The sequence below is a fragment of the Paenibacillus silagei genome (assembly GCF_017874735.1).
Lineage (GTDB): Bacteria > Bacillota > Bacilli > Paenibacillales > Paenibacillaceae > Paenibacillus_AQ > Paenibacillus_AQ silagei.
In genome coordinates, this window is the sequence record NZ_JAGGLV010000002.1 from 51,716 (window position 1) to 69,449 (window position 17,734).

At 46.5% G+C, this 17,734-nt stretch carries 21 protein-coding genes; 9 read left to right on the forward strand and 12 right to left on the reverse strand.

The features are described 5' to 3' along the window. Window positions 1-200 precede the first annotated feature (200 nt). The 5 genes from J2Z70_RS03565 (at window position 201) to J2Z70_RS03585 (ending at window position 4,216) form a co-directional block, all read left to right on the forward strand. The gene (locus J2Z70_RS03565) at window positions 201-2,051 is read left to right on the forward strand and encodes a M28 family peptidase (protein ID WP_209869456.1); all 1,851 of its coding nucleotides are present in this window, start codon (window positions 201-203) and stop codon (window positions 2,049-2,051) included. A 139-nt stretch (window positions 2,052-2,190) separates the two neighbouring features. After that, entirely contained in the window at window positions 2,191-2,583 is a 393-nt protein-coding gene (locus J2Z70_RS03570; protein WP_209869458.1) for a hypothetical protein, read from the forward strand. Window positions 2,584-2,769: 186 nt separating this feature from the next. Then, a complete protein-coding gene (locus J2Z70_RS03575; protein ID WP_209869461.1) occupies window positions 2,770-2,907 on the forward strand; it encodes a hypothetical protein in 138 nt (45 codons plus the stop codon). A 79-nt stretch (window positions 2,908-2,986) separates the two neighbouring features. Continuing rightward, window positions 2,987-3,808, forward strand: a complete 822-nt coding sequence (locus J2Z70_RS03580) for an inositol monophosphatase family protein (RefSeq protein WP_209869463.1) — start codon at window positions 2,987-2,989, stop codon at window positions 3,806-3,808. Between the two features lie 57 nt (window positions 3,809-3,865). Further along, the gene (locus J2Z70_RS03585; RefSeq protein WP_209869466.1) at window positions 3,866-4,216 is read left to right on the forward strand and encodes a VOC family protein; all 351 of its coding nucleotides are present in this window, start codon (window positions 3,866-3,868) and stop codon (window positions 4,214-4,216) included. On the opposite strand, the gene J2Z70_RS03590 is transcribed toward J2Z70_RS03585, so the two are convergent. From J2Z70_RS03590 to J2Z70_RS03605, 4 genes are all read right to left on the reverse strand, one after another. After that, a complete protein-coding gene (locus J2Z70_RS03590; protein WP_209869469.1) occupies window positions 4,191-4,598 on the reverse strand; it encodes a VOC family protein in 408 nt (135 codons plus the stop codon). The genes J2Z70_RS03585 and J2Z70_RS03590 overlap by 26 nt on opposite strands. A 19-nt stretch (window positions 4,599-4,617) precedes the next feature. Beyond that, window positions 4,618-4,794 (reverse strand): hypothetical protein, encoded by a 177-nt coding sequence (locus tag J2Z70_RS03595; RefSeq protein ID WP_155991703.1) that lies wholly within the window; start codon window positions 4,792-4,794, stop codon window positions 4,618-4,620. Window positions 4,795-4,993: 199 nt separating this feature from the next. Further along, a complete protein-coding gene (locus J2Z70_RS03600) occupies window positions 4,994-5,284 on the reverse strand; it encodes a DUF6809 family protein (protein ID WP_209869472.1) in 291 nt (96 codons plus the stop codon). A 276-nt stretch (window positions 5,285-5,560) separates the two neighbouring features. Next, the gene (locus J2Z70_RS03605) at window positions 5,561-6,847 is read right to left on the reverse strand and encodes an amidohydrolase (RefSeq protein WP_209869475.1); all 1,287 of its coding nucleotides are present in this window, start codon (window positions 6,845-6,847) and stop codon (window positions 5,561-5,563) included. A 78-nt stretch (window positions 6,848-6,925) separates the two neighbouring features. Here J2Z70_RS03605 and J2Z70_RS03610 point away from each other — a divergent pair, with 78 nt between their 5' ends. Beyond that, entirely contained in the window at window positions 6,926-7,921 is a 996-nt protein-coding gene (locus J2Z70_RS03610) for a MerR family transcriptional regulator (RefSeq protein ID WP_209869477.1), read from the forward strand. Window positions 7,922-7,949: 28 nt separating this feature from the next. Here the strand turns inward: J2Z70_RS03610 and J2Z70_RS03615 are convergent, their stop codons facing one another. Both J2Z70_RS03615 and J2Z70_RS03620 read right to left on the reverse strand, forming a co-directional pair. Then, on the reverse strand, window positions 7,950-8,678 hold the full coding sequence (locus J2Z70_RS03615) for an SDR family oxidoreductase (protein WP_209869480.1): 729 nt from the start codon (window positions 8,676-8,678) through the stop codon (window positions 7,950-7,952). 134 nt (window positions 8,679-8,812) lie between these two features. Further along, on the reverse strand, window positions 8,813-9,709 hold the full coding sequence (locus J2Z70_RS03620; RefSeq protein WP_245367964.1) for a helix-turn-helix domain-containing protein: 897 nt from the start codon (window positions 9,707-9,709) through the stop codon (window positions 8,813-8,815). Window positions 9,710-9,985: 276 nt separating this feature from the next. Here J2Z70_RS03620 and J2Z70_RS03625 point away from each other — a divergent pair, with 276 nt between their 5' ends. Beyond that, a complete protein-coding gene (locus J2Z70_RS03625; protein WP_209869488.1) occupies window positions 9,986-10,339 on the forward strand; it encodes a hypothetical protein in 354 nt (117 codons plus the stop codon). Window positions 10,340-10,642: 303 nt separating this feature from the next. Here the strand turns inward: J2Z70_RS03625 and J2Z70_RS03630 are convergent, their stop codons facing one another. Both J2Z70_RS03630 and J2Z70_RS03635 read right to left on the reverse strand, forming a co-directional pair. After that, window positions 10,643-11,968 (reverse strand): sensor histidine kinase, encoded by a 1,326-nt coding sequence (locus J2Z70_RS03630; RefSeq protein ID WP_209869491.1) that lies wholly within the window; start codon window positions 11,966-11,968, stop codon window positions 10,643-10,645. 2 nt (window positions 11,969-11,970) lie between these two features. After that, window positions 11,971-12,684: a response regulator transcription factor gene (locus J2Z70_RS03635; protein WP_209869493.1), complete on the reverse strand. Its 714-nt coding sequence runs from the start codon at window positions 12,682-12,684 to the stop codon at window positions 11,971-11,973. Window positions 12,685-12,880: 196 nt separating this feature from the next. On the opposite strand from J2Z70_RS03635, the gene J2Z70_RS03640 reads away from it, so the two are divergent. Further along, window positions 12,881-13,786: a S1 family peptidase gene (locus tag J2Z70_RS03640; RefSeq protein ID WP_209869496.1), complete on the forward strand. Its 906-nt coding sequence runs from the start codon at window positions 12,881-12,883 to the stop codon at window positions 13,784-13,786. Between the two features lie 89 nt (window positions 13,787-13,875). Here J2Z70_RS03640 and J2Z70_RS03645 read toward each other — a convergent pair whose 3' ends face one another. After that, complete coding sequence (locus tag J2Z70_RS03645) at window positions 13,876-14,370, reverse strand: hypothetical protein (RefSeq protein ID WP_209869500.1); 495 nt, start codon at window positions 14,368-14,370, stop codon at window positions 13,876-13,878. 111 nt (window positions 14,371-14,481) lie between these two features. After that, the gene (locus tag J2Z70_RS03650; protein WP_209869502.1) at window positions 14,482-15,060 is read right to left on the reverse strand and encodes a TetR/AcrR family transcriptional regulator; all 579 of its coding nucleotides are present in this window, start codon (window positions 15,058-15,060) and stop codon (window positions 14,482-14,484) included. Window positions 15,061-15,229: 169 nt separating this feature from the next. Here J2Z70_RS03650 and J2Z70_RS03655 point away from each other — a divergent pair, with 169 nt between their 5' ends. Then, window positions 15,230-16,216, forward strand: coding sequence for an NADP-dependent oxidoreductase (locus tag J2Z70_RS03655; RefSeq protein WP_209869503.1), 987 nt, complete (start codon window positions 15,230-15,232; stop codon window positions 16,214-16,216). Between the two features lie 566 nt (window positions 16,217-16,782). Here the strand turns inward: J2Z70_RS03655 and J2Z70_RS03660 are convergent. Then, complete coding sequence (locus tag J2Z70_RS03660; protein WP_209869507.1) at window positions 16,783-17,241, reverse strand: DUF6756 family protein; 459 nt, start codon at window positions 17,239-17,241, stop codon at window positions 16,783-16,785. Window positions 17,242-17,297: 56 nt separating this feature from the next. Then, complete coding sequence (locus J2Z70_RS03665; RefSeq protein ID WP_209869510.1) at window positions 17,298-17,687, reverse strand: GyrI-like domain-containing protein; 390 nt, start codon at window positions 17,685-17,687, stop codon at window positions 17,298-17,300. Window positions 17,688-17,734 lie beyond the last annotated feature (47 nt).

The following is a 17,734-nucleotide window of genomic DNA, read 5'->3' on the forward strand; positions in this document are numbered from 1 at the left end:
TTAAGCTCCTTTAAGATCTGTCGTCTGGTTCAAGATGTACTTAATTAGTAAGACGTATTGACGCAGCCGTTCCCTGCACAACGAGGGTAAATCTCAAAGCTTGCCTTGACCTTGCAGTATACTTCAACCCTTATAGTGAAATATAGTTAATGGTACACTTAAAAAACGGGCAAATATGCTTATAACGAGAGAGGTATATTATGAGAAGTCAATTAAATCGAGAATTGTCGGGGATTCTATTCCTGATTCTAGCGCTTGGTGCTTCTGTATTGATCGGGAAAGAAATGTTGTTCGCTGTAGTAGCAATAATCGTGCTATTGGCACAATTAGGAATTTATACTTTTCACTTCAAAAAAAGAGGTAAACTGTTTTGGCTCTATGCTGTTGCCCTGGTAACCGAGATTTTATTCTTGGCCACTAAGGAGTTTTGGATATTCGCATTTGCTATTCTACTGCTAATAGTAGCAGGGGTGTGGAATGTGTATTTTGCTGGTGAAGTGCGTAAGAGCGGGAAGGTTTTTCTAGTGGTTCGGAGAGTGTTGTTCGGAATTGTAGCTTTAGTTGCCAGTGTGGTTTGGATCGTTAACCTATATGTTCAGCCTATTACGGGGTCTGTTACTCTGCCAGCTGAATTAACTGCTGAAATCAACAATGACCAGCTTGATTCTTCAACCACCATGTTGGACAATATTGAAAAAATGAATTCCTTTGGCAGCCGTACAACGGGATCTGAAGGTCACAATCAATTCATTGCATGGTTACAGCAGCAGGTGACGGATATGGGCCTTACTGTGTACCGTGATAAGTATACTTTTGATCGCTGGGAAGAGAAGAAAAGCTCTGTGATCGTTGACAACCAGGAAATTCATGTATCCTCTGCGTTTCCTTACTCTGGCGAGACCGATACAAATGGAGTTACCGGAGAGTTTGTTTACACCAAACCTGGTAAATATGATGAAGCCAACGGCAAAATAGCCGTCGTTGAAATCAAGAACTTTAAGAATTTCCCCATGGCACTGGTGATGAATATACGCGAAAAATTTCGGGCACCGGGCGGTATTCCTTCAGATGAGGGCGATCTGGTCCTTACCACAGCTTTGAAGCATGCTAAATTGGACGAAGCCAAGGAACAGGGCGTGAAAGCAGTCATTATCGTCTGGGATGGCGTTTCAGATGACAAGGCTGAGAAGCAATACCTCCCCTTCACCGAGCATTATTTCGGAATCCCGGCAGTTTGGGTCAACAAAACAGCTGGACAGAAGGTAATCAACGCAGCTAAGGCACATAAGGCGGGCACAGTGATTTTAGAGGCAGAAACACAGGAGCATGCGCCGACCGAATCTTTTTATGTGAAAATTGAAGGAAAGAATAAAAAGGAATCGATCATTGTAAATACGCATACCGATGGTGTGAATGTGGTAGAAGAAGACGGTGCGATTGGCATGCTCTCCATGATTCGTTACCTGCAGCAGCAGGAGCAGCCAGAACGGACGATGATCTTCACCTTCGTAACAGGACATTTCAGATTGCCCGAATTCAAAGGTACCTCGCAGGCAACCTCAACCTGGATGCAGGCTCATCCTGAGCTGTGGGATGGTAAAGATGGACACCTGAAAGCCGTGGCAGGACTCACTGTAGAGCATCTAGGCAGCTTAGAATGGAAGGACGATGCTTCCGGACAATATGGACCGACTGGCAAAATAAGCACAGAATTCACCTATGCAGGGAATGAAATAATGGAAGCTATTTGGATGAAAGCTGTTGAAGATAGAAATAACACCCGGACCGTTATCCTGCGCGGACATAATAAGTTTCAATTCGGTGAGAGTCAGCCACTGTTCAATGCCGGGATTCCAATGATTGGACTGATCCCCATGCCAGATTATCTCCTGGTAGATAGCACAAATAGAGAAATGGATAAATTCGATGTGAACCTGATGCACGAACAAGTCGGGTCTCTATTGAAAGCATTACAGCTTGTGGATCGTACAGAGAGTACTGAGTTGGGTACAGCAGATCGGTATTCGTTTTTCTTTGGACGGAGTAAGTAGTTGAATAATAGCAACTGTAAAATATACACAAATCATTGAAGTTCGGAAGGGTAGTGTAAACATCAGAATCATTATTACCTTACTATCTTTACTATCTTTGGCTTTAGTGATTGGCTGCCAGAAGGAAAGTACAAATAACATGAATGAAGCAATAACAATTCCTGCAAAAGAACTATTAGCTCAAATAGCTCAAACCGGGTCAATGCAATTTAATAATGAAATAGATCCATCTGAAGGATTTGAGTTTTTTAATCCTGAGACTAATAGCGGGTTCAGCTCATTAATTACTGAAGATTTAGATTTGTTTAGTATTGATTTTTTAAATCCTCAGAATGAATCGATAGCAACTCTTTCAGAGGTTCTAAAGGCATATAATCTGCCCTCAAATTACTTGAGCCGTGACATAGAAACAATATTATCAGGGACTGAAGAGCTAAATACAGATTATAATAACCACTGGGTAACTTACAAAATGGATAAAAATGAAAAGAATTTAGTATTAATACGGTACAGAGCGTTTGGTAAAGAGTGATCGTACATGAAATACCTTACTACCCAACTTTCCTCATAAAACTAAACCGCGCCCCGCCCAGCTCCGAGCTGGAATAGATCAGTTCGCCGTTCAATCGTGCCGAAATCTGGCGGTAGATGGCCAGGCCGGGGCCGGTGACGCCGGACCGTTATCTTCAGTGAGCTTCAGGTCCCGTCGGCGGGCCTTGTGCATGAGCAGCATGGCGGCTTCTTCAGCCATGGTCCACAGGTCAACGGTGGCAGCGGGCCAATGCTTGTCAACGGCTTCCAGCGGGAAGAGCTGGAGTTAGTTCCAACCAGTAAGAAAATTAAAGTAATTCCTTAAGAAGGGATGTGATACCCAGTCACGAATATGATCTATGTCTGAAAATAAGATTACGCACTGTAAGGAGGAATGGGAACGAATGAAGTTCGACCTTCGAGAATTAGCGTTGTTTGCAGAAAAGACCGTTACCAAAGCAGGTGAGAGAATTTCTGATTTACGCAGCCGGGAAAAAATCGAAGTGAATTACAAGGATGCAGGTGAACTCATAACATCAGCTGATTTGCTGTCGGAAAGAATGATCCAAGAAGCCATTAAGAGTAAATTTCAAGATCATCGAATTCTTTCGGAGGAAGATGGAGTACATAACTGGGATAATTTCAAGTTTGACGGTCCGGTGTGGGTGGTTGATCCTTTAGATGGAACAGTTAATTTTGCCCGGAACCTGCCGCATTACGGCATTTCATTGGCTTTTGCCCTTGATGGCATAGTGCTGGCAGGAGCTGTGTATGCGCCAGATTTGAACTGTACCTATGTAGGAATAAAAGGTGAAGGCTCCTATTGCAATGGTGAGCGTTTAAGAATCCGTGAATGTACTTCACTACTAGATGCTGTCATTGGTACGGGTTTTCCACACGATCCAGCACTAGTGCAGCCAGCAATCGAGAGAGTGAACCGGCTCAGAAGAAACTGTCGTGACATTAGGCGTTTTGCTGCACCAACAATAGACATTTGTTATGTGGCCTCAGGAAAATTAGATGCTCATACAGAAAGTCTTTCACCTTGGGACGTAGCCGCTGCAGGTTTGATTGCACGGGAGGCGGGAGCACTGAGTTGCCATGTACAAGCGGTGCCAGATAACATCCCTGTAGAACTTTATGGTGAAGAGGTTGTATTCACGACACCTGGAATCAGCGACGATCTCTTGACATTATTGCGAATGGAATCTAAGAGCAATGCATGAATAACTTATGATAATGAGCGTAACCTGTCTCCCCAAAAATAAGAAAGAGGTATACATATGAAACTTTGTGGAGTCTGCATCCTCACTGACAATGCGCCGCGCCTATCTGCTTTTTATGAAATCGTGCTCAAAGAGTCTCCGGTTGTTGAAGGGCAGCATTATGGATTCGACAGCGCTCAGCTCGCGGTCTACAATCCAGGCCAAGTGAACGTGGTCAATGACAAGAATATGTCTATAATGTTCTATGTCCATGATGTCTTGGCTGAATATGAACGTCTAACACAAGCCATCCCCGGCATCGGGATTACCTCTCCACCTGAGCGCAGACCGTGGGGCGCCTACTCCTTCTGGTTCCTTGATCCCGACGGCAATACAGTGAGCTTCATTGAGAAGAAGGATCTACCGTGATATACCAGTAAACACCGTACTTATCGACGACTTCAGCACAGAAGGAGCTCCAGGGAAGGGCGCCCAACGGAAATAACACCGTGCCGCCCTTCGCTAGCATTTCGTATGCCTTGTTCACTTCTTCTTCACGCTCAAAGTTAATCCCATAACTCATAGTTGGACGTGATCCCTCTAGTGATGATGAGAGCATAATTCTAACCAAGTTATCATTGTGTGATTCGCTGACAGCAAATACTTCTTGTCCATCTCTAAGTAATGATGCGTGCATAAATGTGCCATCCGGGAATCTCTCATGATAGCCCAGGGTAAGTCCAAAGGCTTCTGAATAAAACGCTACAGCTTCAGTGGTATTTTTAATGTATAAGGTTGCTCCTAGTTTCATGGTGTGGACTCCTTATAAATCATTTCTTTCTTGCAATCTCAAAAACTTGGCCGCGAATTAAGCAGTTCGAAAACTCTTCTGTCCAAGATACATGTTCAGGATTATTTCGATCTAATACAATCTTCCCGCCTTTTCTAGGTAATCTTTTAGCAGTTTTAAGGAAAGACATACTAATACCTTCAGGTGTTTTATTCATTTAAGTCGACCTCCACTAAAAATCTATCACTATGATTAAGTTTACTTATAATTGTTCAGTATTATAACACGTAAGACTATGAAATACCATAAATTCCCACATGCTATTGGTATGTCCATTTAGGAATGAATAATGAAATTTTAACTTGATATTTCCCAATAAAAAACCGAAGCCCCCCTACGCCCCGCTTCCTTCACTGCTAATTTATGCCTTCGAGATTAGACTCCTTCTCCCCACCAAACACCTCAATCATCATTAACGCACCTATTTTGTAGCCTTGGATAAAAGATAGTTCCGAATGCAGCGAGCAAGATTCACTATGTAGCTCCAGCAGTTCCTCGACCTGATCAAAATCTTCTTTTGGTAGTCTCTCTTTAAGCATCTCTAATGAATCAATAATCCGCTGATTAATCCTTCGAGATTCCGGATCGTTTGGCTTCATCCGCTCATTGGGACGCAAACTCCCATAATACAAATCCTCCAAAATCATGATTATCAGGCCTCCCTTTGAATGTGATCCGTATACTTGTGGACAATAGTGATCCCTACCAAATCAAGTTTAACTGATAAAGTGGGTATTTATTGTTTTTTATGCAGTATTCGCATAGAATCACAACCTCAACAAAAACAAGACCATATGCCGATGTTTAAAGGAAATTAAATATATAGCTAGTGCGGCGCTTCATTAAGCTAACGGGCAGTTTAACGCAAAATTAATCAATGAAAAACGCGGACATGATCTGCCCGCGCTTCTAGTATTCAGGAATTAGATGCCTTCAACGATACGCTTAGAGCGCAGTGATACTTGCTCCAATAACTCGTCTTCATCAATAGTGAGCAGTTGACGGCCTTGCATTAACACTTTTCCGTTAACGATGGTGGTGTCCACGTCCGCACCGTTAGCGCAGTATGCGAGCAGTGAATGGAGGTTGTGTATCGGCTGCAAGTGGGGTTTTCTCATATCAATCAAGATGATATCTGCCTTCTTCCCGATTTCGAGTGTGCCCACCTCATGGGCGATGCGGAGCAACTGCGCACTTCCAGCCGTCGCCATGCGAAGAGCATCCATTGCGGGAAGCTTCGTGGGGTCCCCGTAATCCAACTTTTGCAGCCATGTTGCTGCCCGGATCTCCTCGAACATGTCTAACGTGGTGGCGCTGCCCGCCCCATCCGTGCCTAAACCAATGGTAATCCCTTGGTCAGCCATATCCTTGATCGGCGCTATGCCGCAGCCAAGTTTGAGATTGCTTACTGGATTATGGGACACTCCGCCCCGCATACTCTTCAGATAACCGATATCACGGCGATTTAGATGCACGCTATGTGCGAGGAGCACATGCGCCTGTTCAAACAGACCGAGGTGATACAAATATTCGGTTGGGGTCTGATTATACTTTTCCCGAATCTGAATGACTTCCTCTTTCGTTTCGGCTAAATGAGTATGTAACGGTATGTCCTCCTGCTCCGCTAATTCGATAAGCTCTCTAAATGGCTGCGGAGGAACAGTGTAAGGGGAATGCGGACCTAGCATGGTCGTGATTCTGCCTTCCGCTGCACCGCTCCAGTGACGAACAAGATCAAGCGCCTCGGACATTCGCCGCCCTCCGTCATTTTCGAGGAAGGTGAGCCCCCGTGTTAAAGAAGCCCGCATACCGGCCTCTTCTACCGCTGCCGCGATTTCATTCATGTGGATGTACATGTCTGCGAAGGCAGTCGTACCCGATTTAATCATCTCCGCCATCGCGAGCTTTGCTCCCCAATAAATATCCTCTGGAGTCATGCGTGCTTCAGCAGGGAGCATTTTCTGGTTCAACCAATCCATAAGCTTCAAATCGTCGGAAAACCCCCGCAACAAGCTCATAGGTGTGTGTTGGTGGGCGTTAATTAGCCCTGGCATTGCTGCCATACCCCCGCCATGAATGATCACATCTGCCCCAGTAGATATAATGGACTGAATGTCCGCTATGCGGTCCCCATCGATGAGAATATCCCCGATATAGGGTTCCTCGTTTCCCATGGTTAAGATGGTCGAGCCTTTGATTAACGTCTTCATCGTGACAGCCTCCTTTTCTAGGGTTTATACTAAACCTTGACGTTAAGTGAGGGTCAAGAACATAAAGGGGTCTAGCTCATGAAAATAAAAGAAGTCGCTGATATGCTGAAAATATCGCAGCGCGCGATTCGGTTTTACGAAGCCAAAGGTCTCATTGCTCCTTCTAAACAAGCTGACAATCAGTATCGGAGGTTTGACGAAGAAGATATTTGGCGCTTGCAGACGATCATTGCACTCAGGGAATCAGGAATGCCGGTTAGTGAGATTCGGACTGCACTATTGGATATTGAAGCCAAAGGAAACAGTCAATTACGATATTTGTTGGAACTCCAGCGATCCGTCATGTTCACCAAGTGGGTCGAAATGCAGCAGATTATCGAGACAACAGACCAAATGATTGACACCCTCAAGAATGACCATACCCTTCCGCTTGACGACATTTACATTCTGGCGGAGGGTTCGAGAAGACTGAGAGAACAACGGACATGGAAGGATAAGTGGGGGTATGACCGCTTAGCCGGCGTTCACGATCAATTGGTTCAAGAGGACACACGGAAATATGGGGACTATGATGAGGCGCTGCGGCTCGTTGTGAAATGGGTCTCAGCAATGCGTGGAGAACGTGGATTGGATATTGGAACGGGGACAGGGAATTTGGCTGGCCGACTGATCCATGAAGGCGCGGTGATGGCTGGGGTGGATCAGTCCAATGAAATGTTAAAGGAGTGTCAGCGCAAATTTCCCGAGATGGAGACCAAGCTTGGCAATTTCCTGGCACTTCCGTACCTTGACGGGAAATTTGATTTTATTGTTTCAAGCTTTGCCCTGCATCATCTGACGAGCGGCCAAATGCTACTCTCTATTCAGGAGATGCGCAGGGTATTAAAACCTCACGGACGGATCTGCATCGCCGATTTGATGATTGCCGGGGAAGGCAGCACAGCGCATGAAGGTGATGAGGATTCTGTTCTGCTCCCCAAGCTCATTGATTTATTAGAGGATAGCGGATGCATCACGAAGCACGTTAAAGTAAATAAACTGTTGCATGTTGTTTTAGCAGTACCTATCCGGTAAGCCAAAAAGCTTACCCCTGCGTCAAGGTTCACCAAGCCACAACTCCCTGCTCATCAAAAAAGCCGCCAGTTGGACCATCACTAGCTATTGTGGCAAGCTCCACTACAACGGAAGCTGCTTGTTCGACTGAACGATAGCCACTATGACCATTTAAATCGGTAGCTGTAAATCCAGGGCAAACGGAGTTGATTTTAATAGGAGAATCGCTTAATTCTTTAGCAAAGGAAACGGTTAAAGCATTTACAGCCGTTTTAGAACTATTGTAGGCGAGCGAATTCGCATTATAAAATTCCGACGTTGCGTCTGAATTCAAGGTTAAGGAGCCTAATGCGCTGGAAAGATTAACGATTCTTCCGGCAGAAGAATTTCTGAGCAGTGGAAGCATTGCTTTAGTGACAGAAAATACACCGAAAACGTTTGTCTCATAGGTACTCTTGAGAACAGACAATTCCAGTTCACTTGGAGAGGTATTTCCTTCGAAAAACACGCCTGCATTATTAATCAAGATATCAAGCCATCCATACTCTTGCTCAATCCATTCTGCTGCGGAGAGAACGGAGTGGGGGTCCGTGACATCAAGAACCACAGTTTTAGCTGTAATATTCTCCTTTTCCAATAACGTTACGGCCTCATGTCCTTTATTTTCGCTTCTTGCTCCTATTAAAATCTCATACCCCATATTTCCCAATTGTCTTGCTGTCTCAAAACCGATACCTTTGTTTCCACCTGTAATTAATACGATCTTAGATTTATTCATGAAATTGCCTCCCTACATTCTTGTTTTAATACGGCCGCGTTTACCGCATGAGATAAGAATATCAAGGAGACGAATACATTTCTTTGCCTACAAGCTCATTCTATTTGTTTATTTAGCTCATTTTTAAGCACCCTTTAGGCATCCTTCTTCAACCTCAGCTGCCGCCTAAACGCTGACGGTGGAAGTCCGAATCTTTCCTTGAATACTTTGGAAAAGTGAGCGATATTTTCGAATCCGGTCGAAAAACAGATATCCGTAACAGATAACGCTGTTTCCGCTAACAGCTCCTTGGCTTTATCCAGCCTTCGATTGCGAACCCATTTGAGCGGGGAGGTGTTGTATATTGCTTGACAATCCCTTTTGAACGCCGCCAGGCTTCTGCCAGACAAATAGGGTAAGTCGTTAAGGGAAACTGGATTCATGAAGTTCTCCTCCATGATCTTTGTGATGCTGCCTCTGTCCTTGCTTATGGGTTGCATCATTTGATGCAACAAACGATCATTCGAATCTGCTATGTGAAACAGCAATTCCATCAGTTTCACACGAACCAGTCCTTCTTGGACTTCGTCAGGGTGCTCGAAATAGGGTTTTAACGACTCGATATAGCTTCCAATGCGGTCATTGATCGGAAAGACTGTTATTGGAACAACATCATTCACGGGACAAATCGGTTTTAAACCGGCGAATTTGAGGAATTCATCTACAATCTTCTCGTTCAGGAAAAACATCATATAGTCGAGGATGTAATCGGAATCGGGTTCACCCGCTTTCTCGTACTCGACTCCCATTGATTTATGAATAAACATCATTTCGTTGCTCCGCATCGTATATTCTTGATCACCGAAGCGAACGGTATAGACACCCGACTTGACGATTAGCAGAAGATGATCTTGCAAAAAAAAGGTTCCTTTTATGCCTTGCGTGTAAAAGCAGATTTCGATAACGGACATCCCATCCAGCTTCAAGCTCCCTTTTTTATTCGGAAACTTTACCAGTTCATTAGGCACCTTGACCATTTTGCTTGATCTCATAGTCATGGACGCCCCGCCCTGCTTGTACCTGCGATTGCTCTAGTTTCCATTTCTTAATCATCCTTTCGGTTATGCCAGTCTGCGCTTACGTTTCAACACTTATCCTTTTAGTATAACTGGAACCCGGCGAGAATACTTTGCTGAAAAGCTCAAACGACTTGTTCATTTAGCTCCAAACGAGCAAGTGCTATAATAGAATGAAAATAAAGGATTAGACTGTGAAAATGTGGGTATGTATTGTTATCACTAACCAGCACAAAAGGGGAGAAATAAAACATGGGAGTTTCTGTCTATTACACTTGTACGAGAAATCATAACCTTACGGGCAGTGAGGAGCAGGAGATCAGGGCCATCATTGATAAATACAATGCGGGTTTTGAAATGAAGGATATTGGAGAAACATTTTATGTTTATGACTATGATCAGGATGAACCAACGGTGATCTTTGCAGGTTCAACAAAGCTGCCCCTTTCAGACAATTTTGAAGATACATTGCAGGCGTTGTTTTATTGGTTGGCCTGTTTGACGGATATTAGAAGAAGTATTTCTAGTGGGGATTGGCATGTGCATCTAGATGATACGGATGCTGTTTGGGATGAGGAAACGGGTTGGAAAATGCCGGAAGGTTAGTATTCTAAGGTGGAATATGGTGTTATTCCATTTACATTGTTTTCCTTTGATGATATTAGAAGACACTAAGAAATTTTTCCCTGATTTTGTTTATTTTATAGCTCCAACCTTTTCAAATCTTTTACAGGATACTATTCAAAATCTTGAAGACCATTGGTAGGAAGAATGCCGATGAAAAACAAAAAACGCAAGTTGAACGAAAACAGCAGCAGTCTAAGACTTATCCAGTCTTATTCTGCTGCTGTTCCTTTTGATGACTTGTTTTGGGTTAAACTACCGCCCCGCGTCTACACACATAGCACCTCATTCCCCAACCTTCTTCCTAAAACTAAACCGCGCCCCGCCCAGCTCCGAGCGGGAATAGGTCAGCTCTCCGTTCAATCGTGCCGCAATCTGGCGGCAGATAGCTAGCCCGAGACCTGTTACTCCGTTCGCTCCGGTATAGAAACGCTCGAAGACCGCTTCCCGCTCCTCCTCGGCCAGCCCCGGACCGTTATCTTCAATATGGATCGCCCATGCAGCTCCCGGAACCTCCGGGTCCACCCGGATGACCACCTGATCTGTGGTATGTCTAACCGCATTCTGTAACAGATTGACCAGGATACGGAATAGCTGCTCGCCGGGAATCGTAGCTTGCAGGCTCTCGCCTTCCACGGTGAGCTTCAGGTCCCGCCGGTTGGCCTCGGGCATGAGCAGCATGGCGGCTTCTTCGGCCATGGTCCGCAGGTCAACGGTGGCGGCAGGCCAATGCTCGTCTACGGCTTCCAGCCGGGAGAGCTGGAGCAGCTTGTCCACCATATCAATCAAACGCTGCGATTGGTTAGTAATGACCTCAAGCCCCTCCTCCTGCGTAACCACCTGATCCTGAATGGCGAACACGAAGCCGTGGATGGACATCAGGGGGGTTTTGAGCTCATGGGAGATATTCTGGAGGAATTCAATCTGGTTCCGCTGATGCTGCTGGATGCGCCCCGACATGGACTGGAAGGTGGTCATCAGCTCCCCGATCTCCGTCCGGTCCCCCTGCGGAAAAGGATTGCCCTGTGCATAGGAAGGCTCATATCGCCCAACGGCTTCCTTCAACCGGTTCAGCGGCCGCACCACCCGCGACACGGCGAACAGCCCGATCGCAAGAATCACCACAAAGCTGGCTCCTATGGACAGCAAAGTGGTTCTCATTAATGAGCCGTATAAGGCTCGAAGCGAGGACAGCGGCGAATAGATGAAGATTTCATCGGACAGCCCTCTCAGCTTTTCTTGCGCATATAATACCTTCCTGCCGTGCAGGAGGGCAATTCCCTTTTTCCCCGTAGGCGTGTAGTGCAGCTGCTTGCCTTCCTCCTTCTCATCGCTGGCGTCTATGATCTTCTGATCCGCATCCAGAATCATATAGTCTGCGTTCATCATCAGTCCCTTGACGACATACTTAAACTGCGTGCTGTTCAGATTGTTGAGGTCACCATCGCTGAGCAGCTTCTGCGCCTTCCCCACCTGTCCGTGTAGCTCAGCCTTCACCTGATTCATCAGAATGTCGTCGATCAGACGCACGAATAGCATCACCGTGATCGCAACAGTGACGAGCATGGCAATGCAGAGCGAGAACAGCATTTTACCGCGAATGGTCCGCATGGCTACACCTTCCGCACGGATGCCCGGTATCCGAAGCCCCACACCGTATCAATCAGGAGCGTGGAGTGGTGCTCGGCGAGCTTTTTGCGGATTCTTTTGACCACATCATCTACCACCCGGACATCCCCGAAAAAATCATATTCCCACACCTGCTGGATCAGATGCTCACGCCCGAAGGGCCGTTCCAGATGGGAGGCCAGGAAGAGCAGCAGATCGAATTCGCGGGAGGTCAAGCTCACTTCGTCCGTATTCACCTTCACTGTCCGGTAATCCGCGTCAATCTCCACGTTCCCGGACTTGCAGACTTGCTTCGCAGTCACCGCCTTGGAGGTCTCCTCCGCAGCAGTATTGCCCGCTCTAGCCAGACGCAGCATAGACTTCACCCGGCCCACCAGCTCACGCGGATTGAAAGGCTTGCTCAGGAAGTCACTGCAGCCCAGCTCCAGCCCCTGAATCCGGTCACTCTCCTCGCCGCGTGCAGAGATCATAATAATGGGAAGCTCAGTGAAGGTGCGCAGTTCGGTGAGCAACGCCAGACCGTCAATCCCTGGCATCATAATATCGAGAATCAGGCAATCCGGGTGCTCCGAACGGACATGCTCGACCAGCGTGCGGCCATTCGAGAACGAAGTCACCTCGTACCCTTCCTTGCGCAAATATTCTGAGAGCAGCTGTAAAATGAACAGATCGTCGTCTACGACTACAATTTTGGCCATCACGTAATCCCCTCTACCGTCCTTAATTTAGCTCTATCATACAGGGTTATCTATGTAGATAAAAGACAGGACTCGTCATAACCCCCGTCTTCCTCTTCTTCGAAAAAGATGTAGAGCTCTGTTCTTACATATCCGCAGACTGACCGTCACAACATGTCTCACTCTTCAATAGTATAAAACTAAAGGAGGAGTGATTATGACTCGATGGGTTAGCAGATTCCTCTCATGCTTACTGGCTGTTGCGGTTCTAACATTGGGCATCCATATAGCTGCTGCTTTTGCCGTCAGCAAGGTGTCCATTACATCCACGACTGTCACCAAGTCCGGCATTACGGTTAGTCCGTATAACAGTAACCCTGCATTATCCAAGGAGCAGCAAGACAAAGCATATCGTAATTACAAAAATCTGACACGTGTCGTGATGATAGAAAAGTATGTACTGTCCGGTCAAGGGACCAAAACAAAGATTGGCATTGGTGCAGGCTTCATGTTACCTGGCGGATACATTGTCACTAACAATCACGTTGCCCCCGCCAGCTATAATGGGAAGAAATTACGCTTCCAAATTACTTTTTATGTGCAAAAATCGGACGGGTATCTGCTTGGCTCACTAGTGGCAACAGATCTCAAGGAAGACCTCTCCCTGCTGAAAATTGACGCTACAAAAATCCCCAAGACCTATCAAGACAGCTATTTCAAGGAGTTCAATCTTCAGCCGGCGGCAGGCGAAAAGGTGACGGTTATCGGGCACCCTACCAAGCCAACAGGAAATTTAGACACTGTGACTACCAAGAGGTCCCCCTGGACACCACTCTACGGAACATTCATCGCCGATGATGTGGCCGTTATCCGGAAATCGAAAAATACATCAACACCCGATGTGTACACCCACTCCATGGAATTCAAGGTGCAGACCTGGCCCGGAAATAGCGGCAGTGCTGTCATAGATTCGAGCGATAAAATAGTAGGCGTAATCTCCTCCACGATCCTTGGTGAACCCCGGTCCTTTGCCACCAGTTCGAAGCTTATCTTGCAGTTCATAGAGAACAACCATTTGTCTGAAGCCATTTTTGGACACGCCGCTGATGGAGGTCAGAGTTAGTTAGATGTATAGATCAAAAGCGGGACTCTTCATGAGCCCCGCCTTCTATGATTATAAGTATGTGGCTGCGGAAGATTGCAATAACTGCATTATTTTTTCTTTGGTGTCACGATGATCTTGCTGGCCGATTTGGAAGCTGTCACAGCTTTGGCTGCCGTTTTGTGTTTAGCATGTGCTGCTGTTCTCACTGCGGTTTTGTGCTTGGCATGTGCGGCTACTGTTTTTACTGTTGCTTTGTGTTTGGCAGCTACGGCTGTTTTTGCAGCAACTTTGTGTTTAACGGTTACGGCTGTCTTTGCTGCCACTTTGTGCTTGGCTGGGGTTGTAGCCTTGACCGGACTTTTGGTAGCAGCTGTACTCTTCACTGAAGTTACTGCTTTTGCAGGAGTTGAACCTTTTACAGGAGTGGAAGCTTTTACTGAAGTTACCTTGGCTGGGGTTGAAGATTTCACCACTGGTGCAGTCACCTTCACCTCTTTCACTGATTTTACAACAGGGGCCGTTGCTGCGAATGCGCTCGTTGAGCCGCCCACTACACTCACTACTGCCAACACTGCGATTACTCTTCTTGTCCATTTGATCATCTCAATCACCTCTTCTTTGAAAGTATCTTCATCTTAGCAGGCGATTGCGGGAATTCTGTGGAACAAGTATGAGTAAAGTATATGAAAATGCTTGTGCGTGTCTAATGTCGTTCATGGGTTTTCCAGCCCCAAACCCTTCATTACATAGGGTCGAGCAACGTCTACGAGCACATCGGGCCGATTATTCTCCCCGGCATTTAACCAATAATGTGCAGCGCCATAGATGGCTGAACCGGTCATGGCCGCCATGATTTTGATATGATGAATGTCTGCCCCATGGCAGGTATCCCCCTTCATAAAAATGCTTTCTATGGTTTGCTGCAGCATTTTCTTGATTTTGTCATCGACCAGCTTAGCCATCGGATTGGAATCTATTCTGCAGATTTGGTAAAAATCTATGATGTATTGGTGCGTCATTATGATCAGCTGGTCACAAATATCATTCGTAAACTCCTCTGCATTCACCACTTGCTCTGGAATCCTCTCATGAAAAGCCTGTTCTGTGACTTCGTCCAGCAAAGCATATTTATCTTCAAAATGGGCATAAAAGGTGGCACGGTTAATGGTTGCCTCCTGAGCGATGTCCTTGATGGTGATTGCATCAAAGCCTTTTCTCTGCAGCAAATCTCTGAACGCTGTTCGAATTAACTGTCGTGTGCGCAATACCCTCGGATCTTCCTGATTTACCATCCCTATATCTCCTTGTTAAACATCAATATTCACAATATGTTGCCTATGCAACTTCCCTCTAACTCTGCCGGTTGAACTCTCAAGTCCGGAATATTATCATCTTATCAAACAGGTGTTGCTTAAACAATCTGTGAATTATTATTCTGTTTAATTTTAGAGGAGGATCATCATGAAAGCTATTGCTTTGACAAGCTTTGGAATTCCCGAAGCGCTAGAAGAACTGGAAGTACCCGTTCCAGCAATCACCGACACACAAGTTCTCGTCGAAATGCGCGCCTCATCCATCAATCCCGCAGATGTTCTATTTCGCAGTGGCGCAATTCTTGAGGGTCCGGTGGCCGATAAATTTGCGGATCAATTTCAATTGCCGTTTGTTCTTGGTAATGAAGTAGCCGGCATCGTTACAGAGGTTGGCGGAAAAGTCCGTCATTTCAAGCCGGGGGATCGTGTCATGGGCATGATTCCGAGAGGTTCCTACATGGACTATGTTGCCGTGGAGGAGGATCTCCTGGCCGTTATTCCTGAGAGTCTCTCCTTCGAAGAGGCTGGCGCCGCGCCTGCCGTTGCCCTGCCAGCATGGCAAGCGCTGTTTGAGCATGGTCATCTTCAACCGGGACAACGCATCCTTATTCAAGCTGGCGCTGGAGGAGTCGGACATGCAGCAGTCCAGTTGGCCAAGCAACATGGAGCATATGTTATCGCGACTGCGAGGGATTATAATCACGATTTCGTCAAAAGACTCGGTGCTGACGAGGTGATCGATTATACGAAAACCGACTTCGCCACCCAAATCACAGAGCCTGTTGATTTCGTATTGGATGCCGCTATGGACCCCGCCACCTTCGGTACCGGGTTACCGGGAGACATCGGAAGGAAGAACTACTCGGTCATCAAGGATGGCGGGACCTATATTTCAGTGGTGGCATTCGCGCTCAATGAATACCCGAAGGTCCGCGGCATTAACGCCTATTTCTTCCAGGCAAGAGCTAACCGTACTGATTTTGAATCCATTGTCCGCCAGATGCAAGAGAATAAATTGAAAATCCATATCCATGAGGCCTACCCCTTCACTGCCCAAGGCCTTCTTCAGGCGTATCGCAAAAGTGACGAGCCTACCAAACGGGGGAAAATCATCATATCGAAAAATCTTGGATAAATGCCATGCCTGCCGGGATGGGAATTTGTAATCTGCATGAAGAAAAAAGCTGTCCCAGAAGCCATGAAACGGCTGCTTGGGATAGCTCTTTATGCTGGAGTAGATTGGGTGTGAGCACTTGGGGGATGGGGAACGCTCCTATTCAGGCGTCAGGCCTACGTATGTGCAAATGTATGCTGTTTTCCACATACATTTGGCCCACGCGCCTTCAGCGAACCTATTGTATGCTGTTTTCCACATACATTCCCCCCACGCGCCTTCAGCGAACCTATTGTATGCTGTTTTCCACATACATTCGCCCCACGCGCCTTCAGCGAGTCCATTGTATGCTGTTTTCCACATACATTTGGCCCACGCGCCTTCAGCGAGTCCATTGTATGCTGTTTTCCACATACATTCGCCCCACGCGCCTTCAGCGAGCCCATTGTATGCTGTTTTCCACATACATTCGCCCCACGCGCCTTCAGCGAGCCCATTGTATGCTGTTTTCCACATACATTCAGGCCTCAGGCCTGCGCGTCAGCAAATGTATAAAAGGAGCTGTCACTTTTGGGACAGCTTCTTTCCTATCTCATCCATCGGTCAATGATCGGCTGGCCGCTCAGGTGCAGCATGTCATGGTGATCTTCGCAGAGGAGCCATTGAAGCTTTTTGGAGATCAGGTAATATTCATTGAGGTGGCATAATTCAGGGATCACCTGGAGAACCGTCGCCCTCTTCCCCTCATACAGCCACAGCTTATCATAACAGTCCTCCGCAATGAACCAGATGGATTCATCTTGGATGATGTCTCTTAGTTTGCCATAGTCTTTGTCTGCGAAGCTGGCGCTATGCCGGGGTTCCTGCAGCCGGTTCCAGCCCCAGTGTAATCCCTGCGTGTGATGGGTCTTCACCAGAAACCGTTCTTCAATCTCTCTCAAAATGCGTATCCACTTGTCTTTGCCGACTTCAAATAATCCGCTCCGGTCCAGCTTCAGCGTCTTGATTAGTTCTTCGATCTCTGTTCGGACAGATAGGGAGTCCATAGTAACACCTCTTTCTTGCAAGGACGGGCTTCGCCTCTTGGCTTCAGGCAGGAACACTATTTTAACGCAATAAACATCTCAATCTCATTATACAAATAATCATAGGAGCGGCTAATTTCGGATTCGAGGCCCTTATGGGTGTAGGTCACATATCTGCTCTCAGGAACGGCATGGCTCACCATATCCAGCGGAATCTCGTCGGGATGAGAGACGGCATACCCAAGCATATGAACGAAACGGTCTGCCTGTGGATCGAACTCCGGGGTCAGCGGATACAATTGCATCAGAATCACATGGTCATTGAGCTTGTTCAGCAGCTGGTCTCTGCCTGCGGTTAACGTCTGATAGGTCTGCTTGCCTAGCCCCGACTCGAATGCGGCGACATCCGCTTCTACCTGATAACCGACGACATAGAATGCGGGCAATGTGATGACTTTGGCTTCCATGCTTTTAACTGTTTTCCCCTCTCATACGAATCCTTTAATCTTACAAT

Bases quoted from the DNA above. Each gene is read 5' to 3' on its own strand.
- J2Z70_RS03650 (WP_209869502.1), bottom strand. From the start codon at position 15,060: ATGGTAAATCAGGAAGATCCGAGGGTATTGCGCACACGACAGTTAATT.
- J2Z70_RS03635 (WP_209869493.1), bottom strand. From the start codon at position 12,684: ATGGCCAAAATTGTAGTCGTAGACGACGATCTGTTCATTTTACAGCTG.
- J2Z70_RS03665 (WP_209869510.1), bottom strand. From the start codon at position 17,687: ATGGAAGCCAAAGTCATCACATTGCCCGCATTCTATGTCGTCGGTTAT.
- J2Z70_RS03590 (WP_209869469.1), bottom strand. From the start codon at position 4,598: ATGAAACTAGGAGCAACCTTATACATTAAAAATACCACTGAAGCTGTA.
- J2Z70_RS03625 (WP_209869488.1), top strand. From the start codon at position 9,986: ATGGGAGTTTCTGTCTATTACACTTGTACGAGAAATCATAACCTTACG.
- J2Z70_RS03615 (WP_209869480.1), bottom strand. From the start codon at position 8,678: ATGAATAAATCTAAGATCGTATTAATTACAGGTGGAAACAAAGGTATC.
- J2Z70_RS03610 (WP_209869477.1), top strand. From the start codon at position 6,926: ATGAAAATAAAAGAAGTCGCTGATATGCTGAAAATATCGCAGCGCGCG.
- J2Z70_RS03655 (WP_209869503.1), top strand. From the start codon at position 15,230: ATGAAAGCTATTGCTTTGACAAGCTTTGGAATTCCCGAAGCGCTAGAA.
- J2Z70_RS03640 (WP_209869496.1), top strand. From the start codon at position 12,881: ATGACTCGATGGGTTAGCAGATTCCTCTCATGCTTACTGGCTGTTGCG.
- J2Z70_RS03600 (WP_209869472.1), bottom strand. From the start codon at position 5,284: ATGATTTTGGAGGATTTGTATTATGGGAGTTTGCGTCCCAATGAGCGG.
- J2Z70_RS03630 (WP_209869491.1), bottom strand. From the start codon at position 11,968: ATGCGGACCATTCGCGGTAAAATGCTGTTCTCGCTCTGCATTGCCATG.
- J2Z70_RS03660 (WP_209869507.1), bottom strand. From the start codon at position 17,241: ATGGACTCCCTATCTGTCCGAACAGAGATCGAAGAACTAATCAAGACG.
- J2Z70_RS03585 (WP_209869466.1), top strand. From the start codon at position 3,866: ATGAAACTTTGTGGAGTCTGCATCCTCACTGACAATGCGCCGCGCCTA.
- J2Z70_RS03580 (WP_209869463.1), top strand. From the start codon at position 2,987: ATGAAGTTCGACCTTCGAGAATTAGCGTTGTTTGCAGAAAAGACCGTT.
- J2Z70_RS03565 (WP_209869456.1), top strand. From the start codon at position 201: ATGAGAAGTCAATTAAATCGAGAATTGTCGGGGATTCTATTCCTGATT.
- J2Z70_RS03620 (WP_245367964.1), bottom strand. From the start codon at position 9,709: ATGAGATCAAGCAAAATGGTCAAGGTGCCTAATGAACTGGTAAAGTTT.
- J2Z70_RS03595 (WP_155991703.1), bottom strand. From the start codon at position 4,794: ATGAATAAAACACCTGAAGGTATTAGTATGTCTTTCCTTAAAACTGCT.
- J2Z70_RS03645 (WP_209869500.1), bottom strand. From the start codon at position 14,370: ATGATCAAATGGACAAGAAGAGTAATCGCAGTGTTGGCAGTAGTGAGT.
- J2Z70_RS03570 (WP_209869458.1), top strand. From the start codon at position 2,191: ATGAATGAAGCAATAACAATTCCTGCAAAAGAACTATTAGCTCAAATA.
- J2Z70_RS03605 (WP_209869475.1), bottom strand. From the start codon at position 6,847: ATGAAGACGTTAATCAAAGGCTCGACCATCTTAACCATGGGAAACGAG.